Consider the following 18,601-nt stretch of genomic DNA (forward strand, 5'->3'; position numbering starts at 1 on the left):
CCGGGATCGGACAGTTGTCGAACGGGGACCTTCTGGGTGGTGCGGAGGAGCGTTTCTGGGTGATGCGGAGTGAGACTCAAGGTGGTGCGGAGGGCCTTCGGGTGGTGCGGAGTGAGGTTCAGGGTGGTGCGGCAGGACGTTCGGGGCGGAGCGGCACAGCGTTCGGGGGCGGAGCGGAGAGAGCGGGAGTTCGCGCTTCGGTGTGCGGCACGTTCAGGGGCGGGAGCCGTCCGCGGTGGACCGGCAGCGGTCCCGGGCCTGGACGAAGACCTCCACGGCACGGTCCCGGTCCCGGGTGCGGTACATCCAGGGCGGGGGCGTGAAGTAGGGGCCGATGGCCTCGAACACCCTGTTGGCCTCGGGGAATTGCAGGGACCCCCACAGGGCGTGGGCCAGGTGGTTGAGGTCCGGCAGCGCGCGTTCGGCGGGCCGGGTCCGCTCGAACCAGGCGTGCAGCGCGTGCCGTGACTCGCGGGCCGCTTCCTCCACCACCCAGTGCAGGTCCAGCGCCGCGTCGTGCCCGCTGTCCCGGCGGTAGCGCTCGACGCGGACGTACAGCGGCAGCAGGTGCAGCGCGGAACCGGGCGGGGCCTGACCGGCGGCCCACTGCGCGTACCCGGCGGCCTCCGCGAGCCGGCCCGAACCGCCGCGCGCGTACAGGAACTGCAGCATCCGGTGGTGGGCCTCACGGTTGAACGGGTCGCGCCTGCCGGCCTCGGCCAGCAGCCCCCAGGGTCCCGGCGGCAGCATCGGTTCCGGGGGGCCGGCCCGGTGCTCCTCCCAGCGCTGCTCCGGATCGAGCTGGGCCAGCGCCAGCAGGCACACCCAGGGCACGGGGTCCTGTGGCGCGGCCACCGTGGCCGACTGGGCGGTGTCCCATGCCTCGATCCACAACTGATGGGTCCGGCGGTGCTGTTCACGCCGGGCCCGCAGCGCACGCTCCACGCCGACCCGGGCGTGCATGACCGCCGCGTGGACACTGTCGGGCTCCTCGGTGAGCCAGGCCCGGACCACGTCGGTGCCGGCCGCCGCTGCCGCCAGAACCTGGGTCCGCTGGGTCCACTGCCACCACTGCGTGGTCTCCGCGAGCAGGGTGCGCATGGCCATCCAGCGGCCGGTGCGCAGGTCCTGCAGCGCGGTGCGCAGCGGGTGGTCGGGGCCGGCGGGATCGTAGGAGGGACGGGCTCCGTCTCTGGCCATCAGCCGCCGGCCCCCTGCCGCTGGCACCCGGGCGAGGTGGCGGGGTGACGTTGCAACAGCCCTCCCCTGGGCGGTGACGGAAATGGTCTTCGTGTGGTCGGCGGTCACTATAGAGGCGGAGGTTGCGACGTACCATTGTTGCCAAGTCAACTATTTAGCCAGGCAAGTTGGCCGAGATCCGCACCTTGACGCGGGGCCCGATACGGCGGCAGGCTGACGCGGTGATCTTCAGGGCCGGAGCGGAGGACGCGCGATGACGGGGCCGGTGCTCGCCGTCGACCAGGGCACGTCCGGCACCAAGGCGCTCGTGGTCTGCCCGGAACGCGGTGTCCTCGGCACCGGATTCGCCGAGGTCCGGCCCAGGTACCTGCCCGGCGGCCTGGCCGAGGTGGACCCGGCCCAGCTGTACGACTCGGTCGTGGACGCCGGCAGGCAGGCACTCGCCGAGGCCGGTGCGGACGTCGTCGCGCTCGGCCTCGCCAACCAGGGCGAGACCGTCCTCGCCTGGGACCCGGCCACCGGCCGCCCGCTGACCGACGCCCTGGTGTGGCAGGACCGGCGGGCCGAGACCGTCTGTGCCGAACTCGCGGACCGCGCCGAAGAGTTGCGGCAGCTGACCGGACTGCCCCTCGATCCGTACTTCGCCGCGCCCAAGATGGCCTGGATCCGCCGTCACCTGACCCGCGAGGGTGTCGTCACCACCTCCGACGCCTGGCTGGTCCACCGCCTCACCGGCGCCTATGTCACCGACGCCGCCACCGCCGGCCGTACCCAGCTCCTGGACCTGGACCGCGCCGAGTGGTCCCCGCGCGCCCTGGACCTGTACGGCCTGGCCGACGAGCGGCTGCCCCAGGTCACCGACGCGGCCGGGCCGGTGGGGACGACCACGGCGTTCGGCCCCGAGATACCGCTCACCGGGCTGATCGTCGACCAGCAGGCCGCCCTGCTCGCCCAGCGCGTCACCGGACCCGGCGCCGCCAAGTGCACCTACGGCACAGGCGCGTTCCTGCTCGCCCACACCGGCGACCGCCCCCGGCGCGGCGGCTCCGGCCTGGTCAGCTGCGTGGCCTGGCGGCTGGCCGGGCGCACCAGCTACTGCCTGGACGGCCAGGTCTACACGGCCGCCTCCGCCGTCCGCTGGCTCACCGACCTCGGCGTCATCTCCTCCGCCGCCGACCTCGACCCGGTCGGCGGTACCGTCCCCGACAGCGGCGGCGTCACCTTCGTCCCGGCCCTCGCCGGACTCGCCGCCCCCTGGTGGCGCGGCGACCTGCGTGGCTCCCTCACCGGACTCGGCCTCGACACCACCCCGGGGCATCTGGTGCGCGCCCTGTGCGAGGGGATCGCGGCCCAGGTGGCAGAACTCGCCGAGGCCGCCGCCGGCGACCTCGGCGCGCCCCTGGACACGCTCCGGGTCGACGGCGGCCTCACCCGCTCGGCGCTCCTCATGCAGACCCAGGCCGACCTGCTGCAACGCCCCGTCGAGGTGTCCGCGCTGCCCGACGCCACCGCGCTCGGCGCCGCCGCCCTCGCCCGCCTCGGCGCGGACCCCGCACTCGATGTCGGACACGCCCTGCCCGACTGGAAACCCGCCGCCGTGTACGAGCCCCGCGTCCCGGCCGACCGGGCCGCCGAACGCCGCGCCGGTTTCCGCACCGCCGTCGCGGCCCTGCTCGGCTCGTGACCGTCACCGCGGACGGCCCGCTGCCGTCGGCGCCGTACGACGTGGCGATCGTCGGCGCCGGGGTGGTCGGCTGCGCCATCGCCCGCGAACTCGCCCGCCGCCCCCGGCTGCGCGTCGCCCTCGTCGAGGCCCAGGACGACGTCGGCCAGGGCACCTCCAAGGCCAACACCGCGATCCTGCACACCGGTTTCGACGCGACGCCCGGCACCCTGGAGGCCCGGCTGGTCCGCGAGGGCTACCAGCGGCTCGGCGCCTACGCCGCCGAGACCGGCATCCCCGTCGAACGGGTCGGCGCCCTGCTGATCGCCTGGGACGCGGAGCAGCTCGCCGCGCTGCCCCGGCTCGCGGAGAAGGCCGAACGCAACGGCTGCCGGGACACCGCCCGGCTGGACCCCGGCGAACTGTACGCCCGTGAACCGCGGCTCGGCCCCGGCGCGCTCGGCGCCCTGCACGTCCCCGGCGAGAGCGTCATCTGCCCCTGGACGACGACCCTGGCGTACGCCACCCAGGCCGTCCGCGCCGGAACAGACCTGCACCTGAACACCGCCGTGCGGGCGGTGGAGCGGACGGCGGACGGTCACCGGCTGACCACCGGCCGGGGCACCCTGCACGCCCGCCACCTGGTCAACGCGGCCGGACTGCACGCCGACACCCTCGACCGCGCGCTCGGCCACGAGGACTTCACCGTCACCCCGCGCCGCGGCCAGCTGCTGGTCCACGACAGGCTCGCCCGCCCCCTCGTCCGGCACATCCTGCTGCCCGTGCCGACCGCCCTCGGCAAAGGTGTCCTGGTCGCCCCGACCGTCTACGGAAATGTGCTGCTCGGCCCCACCGCCGAGGACCTGCACGACAAACGGGCCACCGGCTCCACCGCCGACGGGCTGGCCGCGCTGCGGGACCAGGCCCGGCGCATCCTGCCCGCCCTGCTCGACGAGGAGGTCACCGCCGTCTACGCCGGGCTGCGCGCGGCCACCGAGCACGAGAACTACCGCATCACCGCGCACCCCGAGCAGGCGTACGTCACCGTCGGCGGCATCCGCTCCACCGGCCTGACCGCGTCCCTGGCCATCGCCGCCCATGTCACCGGCCTGCTGGCCGGCACCGGGCTCGACCTCGGCCCGGTACGGGAGCCGGAGCCGCTCACCATGCCCAACCTCGGCGAGGCGTTCCCACGCCCCTACCAGCGGCCGGAGCTCATCGCCGCCGACCCCGAGTACGGCACCCTGGTCTGTCACTGCGAGCGGGTCTCCCGCGGGGAGATCCGCGACGCCCTGGCCAGTACGGTCCCGCCCCGCACCCTGGAGGGCCTGCGCCGCCGCACCCGGGCCAAGGCCGGCCGCTGCCAGGGGTTCTACTGCGGGGCGGCGGTACGGCAGCTGTTCGAACAGGGGCTGTGCGAGCGGGGTACCGCCGAACGGGGGCTGCCCGAGGGGGGTGCCGCCGATGGCGGGCTGTCCGAGCGGGGACTGTGCGAGCGGGGTTCTGCCGAAGAAGGGTTGCCCGAGGGGGGTGCCGTCGAACGGGGGCCGGCTGAGGGGGGTGCCGCCGATGGCGGGGTGTCCGAGCGGGGACTGTGCGAGCGGGGTGCCGCCGAGGGAGGGCTGCCCGAGGGAGGTGCCGTCGGGCGGGGGCCGGCTGAGGGGGGTGCCGCCGAGGGCGGGCCGTCCGAGCGGGGACTGTGCGAGCGGGGTGCCGCCGAGGGAGGGCTGTCCGAGCGGCCGTTGTCCGAGGGGGAGCAGGAGGGAGACCGGGCATGACGGTTCCTCGCCGCGTCGACGTCCTCGTCGTCGGTGCCGGTCCGGCCGGGCTCGCCGCCGCCGCGCGACTGGCCGCCGCCGGTGCCGGGCGGGTGGAGGTGCTGGAGCGGGAGACACAGCCCGGCGGAGTGCCCCGGCACTGCGCGCACGGCGGCTTCGGCACCTGGACGCGTCCCCTCACCGGCCCCGGATACGCCCGCCTGCTCACACAGGCCGGCGAACGGGCCGGGGCCACGCTCCGGACCGGGGTGACGGCACTGGACTGGGCGACGGCGGGCCCCGTGCTCACCGCCGTCGGCCCCGGCGGGCCGGAGACGATCGAGGCGCGGGCGGTCGTCCTCGCCACCGGCGCCCGCGAACGCCCCCGCACCGCCCGCCTGGTGCCCGGCACCCGTCCGGCCGGCGTCCTGACGAGCGGCGAACTCCAGCAGTCGGTGCACCTGTTTGGGCAGCAGATCGGCACCCGCGCGGTCGTGGCCGGCGCCGAGGACGTCTCCTACGCGGCGGCCGACACCCTGCGCGTGGCCGGCGCCGAGGTGGTCGCCCTGGTCACGGAACACCCGCGCGCCCAGACCGGCCGTACCCGTGCCCAGGCGGCCCGGCTGCGCCACGGTGTCCCGCTGCTGACCGGCACCACCGTCACCGAACTCCTGGGCCACGGGCGGCTGTCCGGCGTCCGCGTCCGGCACCGGGACGGTCGTACGGCCGTCCTGCCCTGCGACACCGTGGTGTTCACCGGTGACTTCGTCCCCGACCACGAACTGGCCCGGCGCGGCGGCCTCGTCCTGGACCCCGGCACCCGCGGGCCCGCCGTCGGCGGCTCCGCGCACACCTCGCGCCCCGGTGTGTTCGCCGCCGGCAACCTCCTGCACGCCGTGGAGCCCGCCGGCACCGCGGCCCGCGAGGGCACCCGGGCGGGCCGCGCCGTTCTCGACTTCCTGGCGGGCGCCCCCTGGCCGGACCCGGGAGTGCCCCTCCTCGTGTCGGCGCCGCTGCGCTGGATCGCCCCGAACCGCGTCACCCCGGCCGTCCGCCCCGCCCGCTACGTCCTGCGCACCGGCACCCCACTGCCCCACCCCGTCCTGTACGTCCGTCAGGACGGCCGCCTCCTGCACCGCGAGCGGCTCGGCATCGGCCCCGCCCTGCCGCACCGCACCCTGACCCTCACCGCCCGATGGCACGACCGCGTCGACCCCGAGGGCGGGGAGGTTCGGGTGAGCACCGGCTGAGCGACCGGCCGGCGGCGCGGTGCGCGACAGCGGCAGCGGGGCGCGCGACCGACACGGACGCCCCGCCGTCCGGCCCGGACACCGTAGGGCTCCCCGCTGTCGGGGCTGGACACCGTAGGGCTCCCCGCTGTCCGGCCCGGACACCGTAGGACTCCCCGCTGTCGGCGCCGGACACCGTAGGGCTCCCGGCTGTCGGGGCCGGACGCTGAATGGCTCCCCACCGTCCGGACTGGACACCGTAGGGCTCCCCGCTGTCGGAGCCGGACGCTGAAGGGCTCCCCGCTGTCGGGTCTGGACACCGTAGGGCTCCTCGCCGTCCGGGCCGGACGTCGAAGGGCTCCTCGCCGTCCGGGCCGGACGCCGTCGACCGGGCCGACCCGGCGCCCACCCAAGCCCCCGGGGACCGACGCCCCCGGGCAGTCAACGCCCTGGCCGCCCTCGACGTCATGGATGTCCGGGACGCCCCGGACGCCTACGTCATGGACGCCCTGGCCCCCGGGGTCGCACGGCTCTGTGCGGCGCTCTGTGCCGGGCCGCCGGACGAGCAGCGGTCATGCGTCGGTGAACGACCCGTGCCGTCCGGCGCCGGACGCGAACCGGGCGGCGCCCTGCCTGCTCTGAGCCAGCACCCCCATGCCGTACCGGAGTTCGCCGCGCAGGGCCGTTCCCTCGTCCGCGCCCTCCTGGTCGAGGACCGAGGCCCGGTCGCTGCGCAGGCAGGACTGCGGGAAGCGGGCGATGGCCGCCGCGAGCGCCTCCGCCTCGGCCCGTGCGGCGCCGGTCGGCACCACCCGGTCGGCGAGCCCCATCGCGTGCGCCTCACGGGCCGCCACCGGGCGGCCGGTGAGGATCATGTCCAAGGCCCGGCCGGTGCCGATCAGCCGGGGCAGCCGGACCGTGCCGCCGTCGATCAGCGGCACGCCCCAGCGGCGGCAGAACACCCCGAACACCGCGTCCTCCTCCGCGACCCGCAGATCGCACCACAGGGCCAGTTCCAGGCCGCCCGCGACCGCGTACCCGGCCACCGCCGCGATCACCGGCTTGGACAGCCGCATCCGGGTCGGCCCCATCGGACCGTCCCCGTCCTCCGCCACCCGGTTGCCGCGCTCCGTGCCGATCGCCTTCAGGTCCGCGCCCGCGCAGAAGGTGCCGCCCTCGCCCCACAGGACCGCCACCCGGGCATCGTCGTCCGCCTCGAACGTCCGGAACGCGGCGGCGAGTTCGGCGGCCGTGGGACCGTCCACCGCGTTGCGCGCCTGAGGCCGGGCGAGGACGACCGTGGTGACGTGCTGCTGCCGCTCGATCCGCACCGGCATGCGGCAACCTCCTTCTACGGGCCCAGTGCCCGCACTGGGACGTGACGTGCCGGTAGCTTCGCAGTACCGGGGCCGGTCAGGACAGGACGGAGAGGATGATCCTGGCGGTGGCGACCCGTGTCGCCCATGGCGCGGGCTGTCATGCAGCGCCTCGCCGCACCGGTTCGGGCTGTCATGCAGCGCCTCGCCGCACCGGTCACCCTGGCCGCGGGACCGGCACAGCCGGCACGGACGACATGGCCGCCTGCGCCCGCGGCAGTGCGTACCTTGGGGCCGGCCATCCACGGACCGGGTACGGGTGTCAGATGACCTTCAGCCGTACCAGCGCACCCAGCGTCAGCGCGCCCGGTACCAGCGGCACCCACACCGTGATGACGCGGTAGGCCAGCACCACCGCCGTGGCCACCGCCGCCGGGCCGCCCACCGCGACCAGCGCCACGATCAGCGCCGCCTCGACCGAACCGAGTCCGCCCGGCGTGGGCACCAGGGCCACCGCGACCGTCGCGGCGAGGTAGGCGAGCGCCATGTGGGCGGCCGGCACCGGCAGGCGGAGGGCCTGGCCGACGGCGGCGAGCCCGGCCGCCTGGAGCGCGGGGAAGGCCAGCGACCCGCCCCACAGCGCCAGGGCGCGGGCCGGCCGGGTGTGCACCGACCGTGCCTCGCCCAGGGCGTCCCGCACGAACGAGGACACGCGCGTGCGCAGCGGTCGTACGAGCACCAGCACGGCCCCCGCGACGGCCGACAGGCCGGCCACGCCCAGCAGCAGCGGCAGCGCCGAGCCGTCCGGCAGCAGGGAGCCGAGCCGCAGCGCGTCCGGGAAGGCGATGAGCAGCGCGGCCAGCAGACCCAGCCGTCCCACGCACTCCGCCAGCAGGTACAGGGCGAGCGCCGCCGAGGAACGGGCCGGCGGCACCCCGCACACGCTCATGAAGCGCAGGTTCACCGCGCCCGCGCCCAGCCCGGTGGGCAGCAGGTGGTTGGCCGAGGCCGCGGCGAACTGGGTGGCCAGCAGCCGGCCCTTCGGCAGCGGCTGGACCACCGCACCCTGCCGGGTGACGGCCGCGGCCACCCAGGTCAGGCAGGTGGCGCAGGCCGCGGCGAGCAGCCACGGCCAGGAGGCGGTGCGCAGCTGGCCGAAGCCCTCGGCGAGCATCGAGCGGTGCCGTAGGGCGGCGACGGCGACGAGCACGAGCGGCACCAGGCACAGCACCTGGCGGACGGGAACGCGACGGGGGAGACGTCGGGGGAAGCGTCCCCGGGGAATCGGGGGCGGCGGGGGCAGCGGGACGGCAGTCACATCCCCAGAGCTTCTCCGGACCGTCCCAACGGCGGGTGGCGGAACCGGGGACGGCGGCTTACAGGGCAGGGTCATCGGGGCCTTGAGCCCGGGGGACACCGGTGCGCAGGAAAAAGCAGCGGGTGAAATCGCCCGGACATTGACCTCAATGAAGCTCGAGGTTCTACGTTCTCCCTCATGAGCATGGAGACCACAGCCTGGACGCAGCTGCACAGCGTGATGAACGCGCAGTCCGAGCGTCGCCCGTTCGCCCGCGCCACGCTGCGCCGCATCGCCGCCTTCGCCCGCCCGCACCGTGCCGGCATCGTCCGGTTCGTGCTGCTCGGGGTGGTGACCGCACTGCTCGCGGTCGCGACCCCCGTACTGGCCGGCCGCGTCGTCGACGCGATCGTGGCGGGGCACGACTCCGGCACGGTGATCCGGCTCTCCCTGCTGATCGCGCTCGTGGCGCTCGCGGAGGCGGCCCTCGGCATCCTCGGGCGGCGCCTGTCGTCGACGCTCGGGGAGGGGCTCATCCTCGACCTCAGGACGGCTGTGTTCGATCATGTGCAGCGCATGCCGGTCGCGTTCTTCACACGTACCCGTACGGGCGCGCTGGTCAGCCGTCTCAACAACGACGTGATCGGCGCCCAGCGGGCCTTCGCCAACACCCTCTCCGGGGTCGTCAGCAACCTGGTCACGCTGCTGCTCACGCTCGCGGTGATGCTCACGCTGTCCTGGCAGATCACCCTGCTCGCGCTGGTGCTGCTGCCGGTGTTCGTGCTGCCCGCCCGTCGGATGGGCAGCCGGATGGCCCGCATGCAGCGGGAGGCGGCGGCGCTGAACGCGGCCATGGGCACCCGGATGACCGAGCGGTTCTCCGCCCCCGGCGCCACCCTGGTCAAGCTCTTCGGCCGCCCGGAGGAGGAGTCGGCGGAGTTCGCGGCCCGCGCCGCCCAGGTCCGGGACATCGGGGTGCGTACGGCGACCGCCCAGTCCGTCTTCATCACCTCCCTCACCCTGGTCTCCGCCCTCGCCCTGGCCCTCGTCTACGGCCTCGGCGGCTGGTTCGCGCTGCGCGGCAGCCTGGAGCCCGGCGCGGTGGTCTCGCTCGCGCTGCTGCTGACCCGTCTGTATGCCCCGCTGACCTCGCTGGCGGGGGCCCGGGTCGAGGTGATGAGCGCCATCGTCAGCTTCGAGCGGGTCTTCGAGGTGCTCGACCTGATGCCGCTCATCGTGGAGAAGCCGGACGCCCGCGAGGTCCCCGACGGCCCGGTGGCCGTCGAGTTCGACAACGTCCGCTTCGCCTACCCCGCCGCCGACCAGGTCTCCCTCGCCTCCCTGGAGGAGGTCGCCGCCCTCGACACGCGCGGCGGCTCCGAGGTGCTGCACGGCATCTCCTTCCGGGCCCGGCCCGGTGAGACCGTCGCCCTGGTCGGCTCGTCCGGCGCCGGCAAGTCGACCATCGCCCAGCTCCTGCCGCGCCTGTACGACGTCGACGCGGGCGCGGTCCGCATCGGCGGGACCGACGTCCGGGACCTGACCGCCGCGTCCCTGCGGGCCACTCTGGGCATGGTCACCCAGGACGGTCACCTCTTCCACGACACCGTCCGTGCCAACCTGCTGCTGGCCCGTCCCGGCGCCGGCGACGACGAACTGTGGGACGTCCTCGGCCGCGCCCGTCTCGCCGACGTCGTACGGTCCCTGCCCGACGGCCTGGACACGGTCGTCGGAGAGCGCGGCTACCGGCTCTCCGGCGGCGAACGCCAGCGCATGACCATCGCCCGGCTCCTGCTGGCCCGTCAGCGCGTGGTGATCCTGGACGAGGCCACCGCCCACCTGGACAACACCTCCGAGGCGGCCGTCCAGGAGGCGCTCACCGAGGCCCTGGAAGGCCGCACCGCCGTGGTCATCGCCCACCGGCTGTCCACGGTCCGGGCCGCCGACCAGATCCTGGTCGTGGAGTCCGGCCGGATCGTGGAGCGCGGCACCCACGAGGAACTGCTGGCGGCGGCCGGCCGGTACGCGGAGCTGTACCGGACGCAGTTCGCCCAGCGGGACGACGCGGCCCACGGGCCGGCGTCGGCGGACGCGGGGGTACCGGCGACGGGGTGACGGCGTCCGTCCGCGCGCCCGCGACGACGCCGGCAGGAGGACCGCCCGCCGGGTGCCGGGTGCCGGGTGCCGGGTACGGCGTGCGGGGAGCGGGGAGCGGGGCGGGTGCTGGGCGCGGGGCGGGGTGCGGGGCGGGTGCTGGGCGCGGGGCGGGGTGCGGGGCGGGTGCTGGGTGCGGGGCGGGGTGCGGGGCGGGACGAGGTGGGCGCGGGGCGGGGTGTGGGTGGTGGGTGGCGGCCGTTCGCGGGTGCGGTGCCGGGGTGACGTTGCTCGCGGGGCGCGGGGCGCGGGGCGCGGGGCGCGGGGCGCGGGGCGCGGGGCGCGGGGCGCGGGGCGCGGGGCGCGGTGCCGGCGCTGAGCGGGAGCCCTCCGTGTCACCGGTCCACCGCCCCGGCCCCTCCCGTTTCCAGCCCCGCCTCTTGACGCCAGTGGTCCGGACCTTTAGTTTCACGCCTTAAACAAAGCCTAACGGGTCGCCAACGGCCGCTTGTGCCCAGGTCGTTGGTCCCGCACCACCCCCCACTCGAAAGGCCACCCGCGCTCATGGCCAGACCTCTCCCGGCGGCGGGCTCGCTCGCCGCGCTCTCCCTTGCCGCCGCGCTGCTCACGGCAGCGCCCGCGCCTGCGGCCACCACCGCTGCCGCCGCCCTGCCCACGGGCTTCGCCACGGTCGTCAACGCCGCGAGCGGCAAGTGCCTGGACGCCCGGGCGGCCGGCACCGCCAACGGCACCGTGGTGCAGCAGTACGCGTGCAACGGCACCACGGCCCAGCAGTGGAGCCTCGCCGCCACCAGCGACGGCTACGTGCGGATCGGCAACGGCAACAGCACCGACCAGGTCGTGGACGTCGCCGACCTCTCCACCGCCGACAACGCGCCGGTCCACCTGTGGAGCTACGGCGGCGGCGCCAACCAGCAGTGGCTGCCCGTGGACGACGGCGGCGGCGTCTACCACTTCGTCAACCGCAACAGCGGCAAATGCCTGGACGACCCCGGTGCCTCGACCGCCGACAGTGTGCAGTTCGCGCAGTACACCTGCAACGGCACCGCCGCCCAGCGCTTCCAGGTGACCCCCGTGTCCCAGAACTCCGACAACCCCGACCTCGGCCCGAACGTCGTCCTGTTCGACCCCTCGATGTCCTCCGCCACCATTCAGGGCAGGCTGGACTCGATCTTCAAGCAGCAGGAGACCAACCAGTTCGGCGCGCAGCGCTACGCCGTGCTGTTCAAGCCCGGCACCTACAACGCCGACGTCAACGTCGGCTTCTACACCCAGGTCCTCGGTCTCGGCCTCACCCCGGACGCCGTCAACGTCAACGGCGCGGTGCACGCCGAGGCCGACTGGTTCCAGGGCAACGCCACCCAGAACTTCTGGCGCGGCGCCGAGAACCTGTCGGTCACCCCGGCGAACGGCGGCGACCGCTGGGCGGTCTCGCAGGCGGCGGCGTACCGCCGGATGCATCTGCGCGGCAACCTCGCCCTCGACGACGGCGGCTGGTCCTCCGGCGGCTATCTCGCCGACAGCAAGATCGACGGGCAGGTCAACTCCGGCAGCCAGCAGCAGTGGCTGACCCGCAACTCCCAGCTGGGCAGCTGGACCGGCTCGAACTGGAACATGGTCTTCGTGGGCAGCCAGGGTGTCCCCGGGACCGGCTTCCCCAACCCTCCGTACACCACGGTCGCGCAGAGCCCGGTCACCCGGGAGAAGCCGTTCCTGTACGTCGACGGCTCCGGCAAGTACCAGGTGTTCGTGCCGTCCACGCGCGCCGGCTCCACCGGCACCTCGTGGGCGAACGGCAGCCCGGCCGGTTCCTCGCTGCCGCTGAGCCAGTTCTACGTCGTCAAGCCGGGCGCCACCGCCGCACAGATCAACTCCGCGCTCGCCGCCGGACAGAACCTGCTGGTCACACCCGGCGTCTACCACCTCGACCAGACACTGAAAGTGACCCGCCCGGACACGGTCGTGCTCGGTCTCGGCCTCGCCACCTTCGTCCCGGACAACGGCATCACCGCGATGTCCGTCGCCGACGTCGACGGCGTCAAGATCGCGGGCCTGCTCTTCGACGCCGGCACCACCAGCTCGAAGACCCTCGTCGAGGTCGGGCCGGCCGGCTCCGCCGCCTCCCACGCGGCCGACCCGACCTCCCTGCACGACGTGTACTTCCGCGTCGGCGGCGCCGGCGTCGGCAAGGCGGCCACCAGCCTCGTCGTCAACAGCGACAACGTGATCGGCGACCACATGTGGATCTGGCGCGCCGACCACGGCAGCGGCGTCGGCTGGACCAGCAACACCGCCGACACCGGCCTGGTCGTCAACGGCGACGACGTGACCATGTACGGGCTGTTCGTCGAGCACTTCCAGAAGTACCAGACGGTCTGGAACGGCAACGGTGGCCGCACCTACTTCTTCCAGAACGAGATGCCGTACGACCCGCCGAACCAGGCCGCCTGGATGAACGGCTCCACCCAGGGCTACGCGGCCTACAAGGTCGCCGACTCCGTCACCAGCCACCAGGCGTACGGTCTGGGCAGCTACTGCTACTTCAACGTCAACCCGAGCGTGACGGCCGCCCGCGCCATCGAGGCGCCGAACAACGCGAACGTGCGCTTCACCAGCATGGTGACCGTCTCCCTCGGCGGCACCGGCACCATCAGTCACGTCGTCAACAACACCGCAGGCCCGTCCAACGCCGGCAGCAACGTCGCCGACCTGAAGAACTACCCCTGATCCGACCGCGAGGGCCCGCGGACGTGTGAGCAGGGGGTGACCTGGATACGCGGAATGGACGGCAGCACCGTCCGTCCGGAAGGTCATCCCCCGCCATGACCAGCGCACACCAGCCCGGCCACCACTCCGAGGTCACCCTCCGGGTCAACGGCAAACCCCACACCCTGCGCGTCGACCACCGGCGCGTCCTGCTCGACCTGCTCCGTGAGGACCTGGACCTCACCGGGTCCAAGAAGGGCTGCGACCACGGCCAGTGCGGTGCCTGCACCGTACTGGTCGACGGGCGCCGCCTGAACAGCTGTCTGCTGCTCGCGGTCGCCCTCGACGGCAGCGACGTCACCACCGTCGAGGGCCTGGGCGGCGACGGCGAGGAGCCGCACCCGCTCCAGCGGGCCTTCCTGGACCGCGACGCCTTCCAGTGCGGCTACTGCACCCCCGGCCAGCTCTGCTCCGCCGTGGGGATGCTCGCCGAGGCCGCGGCCGGCCACCCCTCCCACGTCACCGACCCGGCGGCCCCCTCCGGCCGGCCCGCCCCGCTGGACCGGACCGAGATCCGCGAGCGGATGAGCGGCAACCTGTGCCGCTGCGGCGCCTACCCCCGCATCGTCGAGGCGATCGAGGACGTGATCGCGTGAACGGCTTCGGATACCTCAGGCCCGACAGCGTCCAGGAGGCCGCCGAGGCGTACGCCGCCCACCCCGGCGCCCGCTATCTCGCCGGCGGCACCAACCTGGTCGACCTGCTGAAACTCGGCGTGGAGCGGCCCGGCGTCCTCATCGACATCGGCCGGCTGCCACTGGACACCATCCAGGAGCTGCCGGGCGGTGCCCTGCGCGTCGGCGCCACCGTCCGCAACAGCGACCTCGCCGCCGACCCGCGCGTCCGCGACCGCTACCCGGCCCTGTCCCAGGCGCTCCTCGCGGGCGCCTCCGCCCAGCTGCGCAACGCCGCCACCACCGGCGGCAACCTGCTCCAGCGCACTCGCTGCCCCTACTTCCAGGACCTGGACAAACCCTGCAACAAACGAGAGCCCGGCAGTGGCTGCGCCGCCCGCGACGGCGTCCACCGCGACCACGCCGTCCTCGGCCACTCCCCGCACTGCATCGCCACCCACCCGTCCGACATGGCCGTCGCCCTGGCCGCGCTGGACGCCCAGGTCGAGTTGTACGGCAGCGACGGCACCCGGCGCCTTCCGGTGGCCGACTTCTACCGGCTGCCCGGCGAGCACCCCGAGCGGGACACCTGGATCCGCCCCGGCGAACTGATCACCGGCGTGCTGCTCCCCGCCGCCACGGCCGGCGTCCCCTCCGCCTACCGCAAGGCCCGGGACCGGGCCTCGTACGCCTTCGCCCTCGCCTCCGTCGCCGTCGTCCTGCGGGTCGCGGACGGGGTCGTCGACCAGGTGGGCGTCGCCTTCGGCGGGCTCGCCCACCGCCCCTGGCGGGCCCGGCACACCGAGCTGGCCCTGCTGGGCGCCCCCGCCACCCCCGCCGCCTTCGAAGGGGCCGTCGCGCTCGAACTCGCGCACGCCGAGCCGCTGCGGCACAACGCCTACAAGGTGCCCCTCGCCCGCAATCTCGCCCTGGACGTCCTGAACCGCCTCGCCCCGGCCCCCGCAGTGGCCTGAGCCCTCTCTGGAGGACCCCATGACCGGCACGACCGGAACCGCCCTGGGCGCCCCCGCCGAGCGCCGGGAGGGCCGCCAGAAAGTCACCGGCGTCGCCCGCTACGCCGGCGAGTACGCCCTGCCCGGCCGCGTCCACGCCTGGCCGGTGCCCGCCACGGTCGCGCGCGGCCGGGTCACCGGCGTCGACACCTCGGCCGCGCTCGCGATGCCCGGCGTCCTCGCCGTCCTCACCCCCGGAGCCGCCGCCGGCCTCGCCGAACCCGAGGACGGCATGCTCGCCGTGCTCCGGAGCCCGGCTGTGCCGCACCGCGGCTGGTGCGTCGCCCTGGCCGTCGCCGAGACCCCGGAGACCGCCCGCGCCGCCGCCCGGGCCGTCCGGGTCAGCTACGACGCGCAGGCCCACGACACCCGCCTCAGCGAGGGCCACTCGGACGCCTACGAGCCGGAGGAGGCGAACGGCCAGCCGGGCCGGGCCGAGTACGGCGACCCGGGGGCCGTCTTCGCCACGGCCGAGGTCCGTCTCGACGTCACCTACCGGGTGCCGCCGCTGCACAACCACCCCATGGAGCCGCACACGAGCACGGCCCACTGGGAAGGGGACCGGCTCACCGTGTACACCTCCAGCCAGGGCGGCACGACCGTGCGGTCCGTGCTCGCCCAGCTGTTCCGGCTGCCCGAGGAGCGGGTCACCGTCGTCGCCGAGCACGTCGGCGGCGGCTTCGGCTCCAAGGGCACCCCGCGCCCCGACGTCGTCCTCGCCGCGCTCGCCGCCCGGCACACGGGCCGGCCCGTCACCCTGGCCTACCCCCGCCGGTACCTGCCCACCGTGGTGGGTCACCGCGCCCCCACCGTGCAGCGGCTGCGGCTCGGCGCACAGCGGGACGGCCGGCTGACCGCCCTGCTGCACGAGGTCACCACCCAGACCTCCCACGTGCAGGAGTTCGTGGAGTTCGCCGGCGCGGTCTCCCGGGTCATGTACGCCACCCCGAACCTGCTCAGCTCCCACCGGGTGGTGCCGCTGGACGTGCCCAGCCCGTCCTGGATGCGCGCACCCGGCGAGGCACCCGGCATGTACGCCCTGGAATCCGCCGTGGACGAACTCGCCGACGCGCTCGGCATCGACCCGGTGGAGCTGCGCGTCCGCAACGAACCGCGGCGCGAGCCGGTCAGCGGCAAACCGTTCAGCAGCCGGCACGTCGTGGAGTGCCTGCGCGAGGGCGCGCGCCGCTTCGGCTGGGCCGGCCGCGACCCGCGCCACGGCGTGCGCCGCGAGGGCCCGCTGCTCATCGGCACCGGCGTGGCCGCCGCCACCTACCCCGTACAGGTCGCCCCGTCCACCGCCACCGCCGAGGCCCGCCCCGACGGCAGCTACGTCGTCCGGGTCAACGCGGCCGACATCGGCACCGGAGCCCGTACCGTCCTCGCCCAGATCGCCGCGGACGCCCTCGGTGTGCCCCTGGACCGGGTGCGCACCGAGGTCGGCCACAGCGACCTGCCGCCGGCCCCGCTGGCCGGGGGCTCCTCCGGCACCGCGTCCTGGGGCTGGGCCGTGCACGAGGCGTGCGCCCGGCTCGCCGCCCACCCCGAGGAGGGGCCGACGGTCCGCGCGGACACCACCGGCAAGGCCGACGCCGACAGCCCCTACGCGCGGCACGCGTTCGGCGCCCACTTCGCCGAGGTCGCCGTCGACACGGTCACCGGCGAGATCCGGGTCCGCCGGCTGCTCGGTGTCTTCGCCGCCGGACGGATCCTCAACGCCCGCACCGCACGCTCCCAGTTCACCGGTGCCATGGTCATGGGCCTCGGCATGGCCCTCACCGAGCACAGCACCCTGGACCCCGCGTTCGGCGACTTCCCCGAGGCCGACCTGGCCTCCTACCACGTGCCCGTCCACGCCGACGTCCCGGACATCGAGGCCGACTGGATCGACGAGGACGACAGCCACCTCAACCCCATGGGCAGCAAGGGCATCGGGGAGATCGGCATCGTCGGCACCGCCGCCGCGCTCGGCAACGCCGTCCACCACGCCACCGGCATCCGTTTCCGCGAACTCCCCCTCACCCCGGACCGGATCCTCACCGGCCTGCTGTCCGAGGGATGACGGTGGCCGGACCCGGCTGGGAGTACGACGGATACCGGCCCGCGGAGGAACGCCTGCGGGAGTCCCTGCGCCTCGCCGTGCAGTCCGCGGGCGGGGACGCCGACGTCCAGGTCGGCGGTGTGCGGCGAGAGAGTCTGCAGCACGTGGAACAGGTGCAGGCGCAGGATGCCACGGCTCCACCCTCAGCGGCCTGCTCCACGGCTGGATCCTGACGTCGTATACGCGTTCGGCGTGACGCGAACAGGTGGCGAATCATTGCAAAATTCCCAGACATACGCATAAATGTCGTCCACCGCTTGGAGATGTCACCGGCAGACGGGGCCACAGGATGAGCACGGACGACCGCGTCGCGGTGACGCCCGGGATCACGCGACTGCACGCGTCGCCCGGACGCGCCGGGCCCGGCCGGCTCGGACTGGTGACCAACCACACCGGCGTCCTGCCCGACCTGCGCCCGGCCGCGCCCGCGCTGCTGGAGTCCGGCGCGCGGCTGACCGCCCTGTTCGGTCCCGAGCACGGGCTGCGCGGGACCGGCCAGGCCGGCGAGAGCGAGGCCGCGCGCACGGATCCCGCCACCGGCCTGCCGGTCCACGACACCTACCGGCACAGCGGCGAACGCCTCGACAAACTGCTGCTGGACAGCGGCGTCGACGCGCTGGTGTACGACCTGCAGGACATCGGCGCCCGGTTCTACACCTACGTGTGGACCATGTTCGACCTGATGGTCTCGGCAGCCCGCACAGGCGTACGTTTCGTGGTCACCGACCGGCCGAATCCGCTGGGCGGACTCGTCAGCGAGGGCCCGCTGCTCGAGGAGGCGTGGGCCAGCTTCGTCGGGCGCGCCGCCGTACCCGTCCGGCACGGCCTCACCTGCGGCGAACTCGCCCTGCACCTCAACGCCTCGGCCGTGCCCCGAGCGGCGGGCGGCGCGGCCGACCTGACGGTGATCGAGGCCGTCGGCTGGCGGCGCGCCATGGACGCGGAGGCCACCGCCCTGCCATGGATCGCCCCCTCGCCCAACATCCCGACGCCCGCCACGGCCGCCGTCTACCCCGGCACCTGCCTGTTCGAGGGCACGAACCTCTCGGAGGGCCGCGGCACCACGCAGCCCTTCGAGATCGTCGGGGCTCCCTACATCGACGCCCGGTTCGCGGCCTCGCTCGGCGAACTCGGCCTGCCCGGGGTGCACTTCCGCGACCTGTGGTTCGTCCCCGCCTTCCACAAACACGCAGGACGGCCGCTGCGCGGGGTGCAGCTCCACGTCACCGACCGCGCGGCGTTCGCGCCCGTGCGCACCGCCGTCGCGATGCTCGCCGTGCTGCGACGGCTCTACCCGGACGACTTCGCCTGGCGCACCGCCGGCGGCGGTGCGGAGGACACCGGGCACCGTCACTTCATCGACCTGCTGTGGGGGTCCGACCGGTTGCGGCGCGCCGTCGACGCGGGCGACGACCCGCTGCCGCTGTGTGCTTTGCCGGCGCCGCCCGGCCGGTGGGCCGGCCACGACCTGCTGCTCTACCCCTGAGACCACCCGCCCCGGCTGACGCCGTCCGCGCCCCGCGTCTGGAA

The 18,601-nt window shown here is 74.7% G+C and carries 12 protein-coding genes and 1 pseudogene; 10 read left to right on the top strand and 3 right to left on the bottom strand.

The features are described from left to right. Positions 1-213 precede the first annotated feature (213 nt). Positions 214-1,200, bottom strand: a complete 987-nt coding sequence (locus tag ACIGYR_RS03455; RefSeq protein WP_399602517.1) for a hypothetical protein — start codon at positions 1,198-1,200, stop codon at positions 214-216. 253 nt (positions 1,201-1,453) lie between these two features. Here ACIGYR_RS03455 and ACIGYR_RS03460 point away from each other — a divergent pair, with 253 nt between their 5' ends. The 3 genes and pseudogenes from ACIGYR_RS03460 to ACIGYR_RS03470 all read left to right on the top strand — a co-directional run bounded on the left by ACIGYR_RS03460 (position 1,454) and on the right by ACIGYR_RS03470 (position 5,870). Continuing rightward, positions 1,454-2,884: an FGGY family carbohydrate kinase gene (locus ACIGYR_RS03460; RefSeq protein ID WP_399602520.1), complete on the top strand. Its 1,431-nt coding sequence runs from the start codon at positions 1,454-1,456 to the stop codon at positions 2,882-2,884. Beyond that, positions 2,881-4,272: pseudogene (locus ACIGYR_RS03465) on the top strand (NAD(P)/FAD-dependent oxidoreductase); the annotation flags it as partial. The gene ACIGYR_RS03460 and the pseudogene ACIGYR_RS03465, both read left to right, overlap by 4 nt. A gap of 365 nt (positions 4,273-4,637) precedes the next feature. Then, positions 4,638-5,870 carry an NAD(P)/FAD-dependent oxidoreductase gene (locus ACIGYR_RS03470; RefSeq protein WP_399602523.1) on the top strand — a complete coding sequence of 411 codons (1,233 nt, stop codon included), beginning with the start codon at positions 4,638-4,640 and terminating at the stop codon, positions 5,868-5,870. A 551-nt stretch (positions 5,871-6,421) separates the two neighbouring features. Here ACIGYR_RS03470 and ACIGYR_RS03475 read toward each other — a convergent pair. Together ACIGYR_RS03475 and ACIGYR_RS03480 are read right to left on the bottom strand one after the other, a co-directional pair. Beyond that, on the bottom strand, positions 6,422-7,186 hold the full coding sequence (locus tag ACIGYR_RS03475; RefSeq protein ID WP_399602524.1) for a crotonase/enoyl-CoA hydratase family protein: 765 nt from the start codon (positions 7,184-7,186) through the stop codon (positions 6,422-6,424). A gap of 301 nt (positions 7,187-7,487) precedes the next feature. Next, positions 7,488-8,483, bottom strand: coding sequence for a YbhN family protein (locus tag ACIGYR_RS03480; RefSeq protein WP_399602526.1), 996 nt, complete (start codon positions 8,481-8,483; stop codon positions 7,488-7,490). A 183-nt stretch (positions 8,484-8,666) separates the two neighbouring features. Here ACIGYR_RS03480 and ACIGYR_RS03485 point away from each other — a divergent pair, with 183 nt between their 5' ends. From ACIGYR_RS03485 to ACIGYR_RS03515, 7 genes are all read left to right on the top strand, one after another. Then, complete coding sequence (locus ACIGYR_RS03485; RefSeq protein WP_399603215.1) at positions 8,667-10,577, top strand: ABC transporter ATP-binding protein; 1,911 nt, start codon at positions 8,667-8,669, stop codon at positions 10,575-10,577. 543 nt (positions 10,578-11,120) lie between these two features. Next, a complete protein-coding gene (locus ACIGYR_RS03490; protein WP_399602529.1) occupies positions 11,121-13,304 on the top strand; it encodes an RICIN domain-containing protein in 2,184 nt (727 codons plus the stop codon). 95 nt (positions 13,305-13,399) lie between these two features. Beyond that, positions 13,400-13,939 (top strand): 2Fe-2S iron-sulfur cluster-binding protein, encoded by a 540-nt coding sequence (locus tag ACIGYR_RS03495; protein ID WP_391838132.1) that lies wholly within the window; start codon positions 13,400-13,402, stop codon positions 13,937-13,939. Beyond that, entirely contained in the window at positions 13,936-14,931 is a 996-nt protein-coding gene (locus tag ACIGYR_RS03500) for an FAD binding domain-containing protein (protein ID WP_391838130.1), read from the top strand. Before ACIGYR_RS03495 ends, ACIGYR_RS03500 begins: the two co-directional genes overlap by 4 nt. Positions 14,932-14,950: 19 nt before the next feature. Next, on the top strand, positions 14,951-17,032 hold the full coding sequence (locus ACIGYR_RS03505) for a xanthine dehydrogenase family protein molybdopterin-binding subunit (protein ID WP_399602533.1): 2,082 nt from the start codon (positions 14,951-14,953) through the stop codon (positions 17,030-17,032). Continuing rightward, complete coding sequence (locus ACIGYR_RS03510) at positions 17,029-17,244, top strand: hypothetical protein (protein ID WP_399602535.1); 216 nt, start codon at positions 17,029-17,031, stop codon at positions 17,242-17,244. The genes ACIGYR_RS03505 and ACIGYR_RS03510 overlap by 4 nt, the downstream gene beginning before the upstream one ends. Positions 17,245-17,360: 116 nt before the next feature. Beyond that, positions 17,361-18,557: an exo-beta-N-acetylmuramidase NamZ domain-containing protein gene (locus ACIGYR_RS03515; RefSeq protein WP_399602536.1), complete on the top strand. Its 1,197-nt coding sequence runs from the start codon at positions 17,361-17,363 to the stop codon at positions 18,555-18,557. Positions 18,558-18,601 lie beyond the last annotated feature (44 nt).

It is taken from the genome of Streptomyces sp. NPDC053076 (assembly GCF_044546845.1).
Lineage (GTDB): Bacteria > Actinomycetota > Actinomycetes > Streptomycetales > Streptomycetaceae > Streptomyces.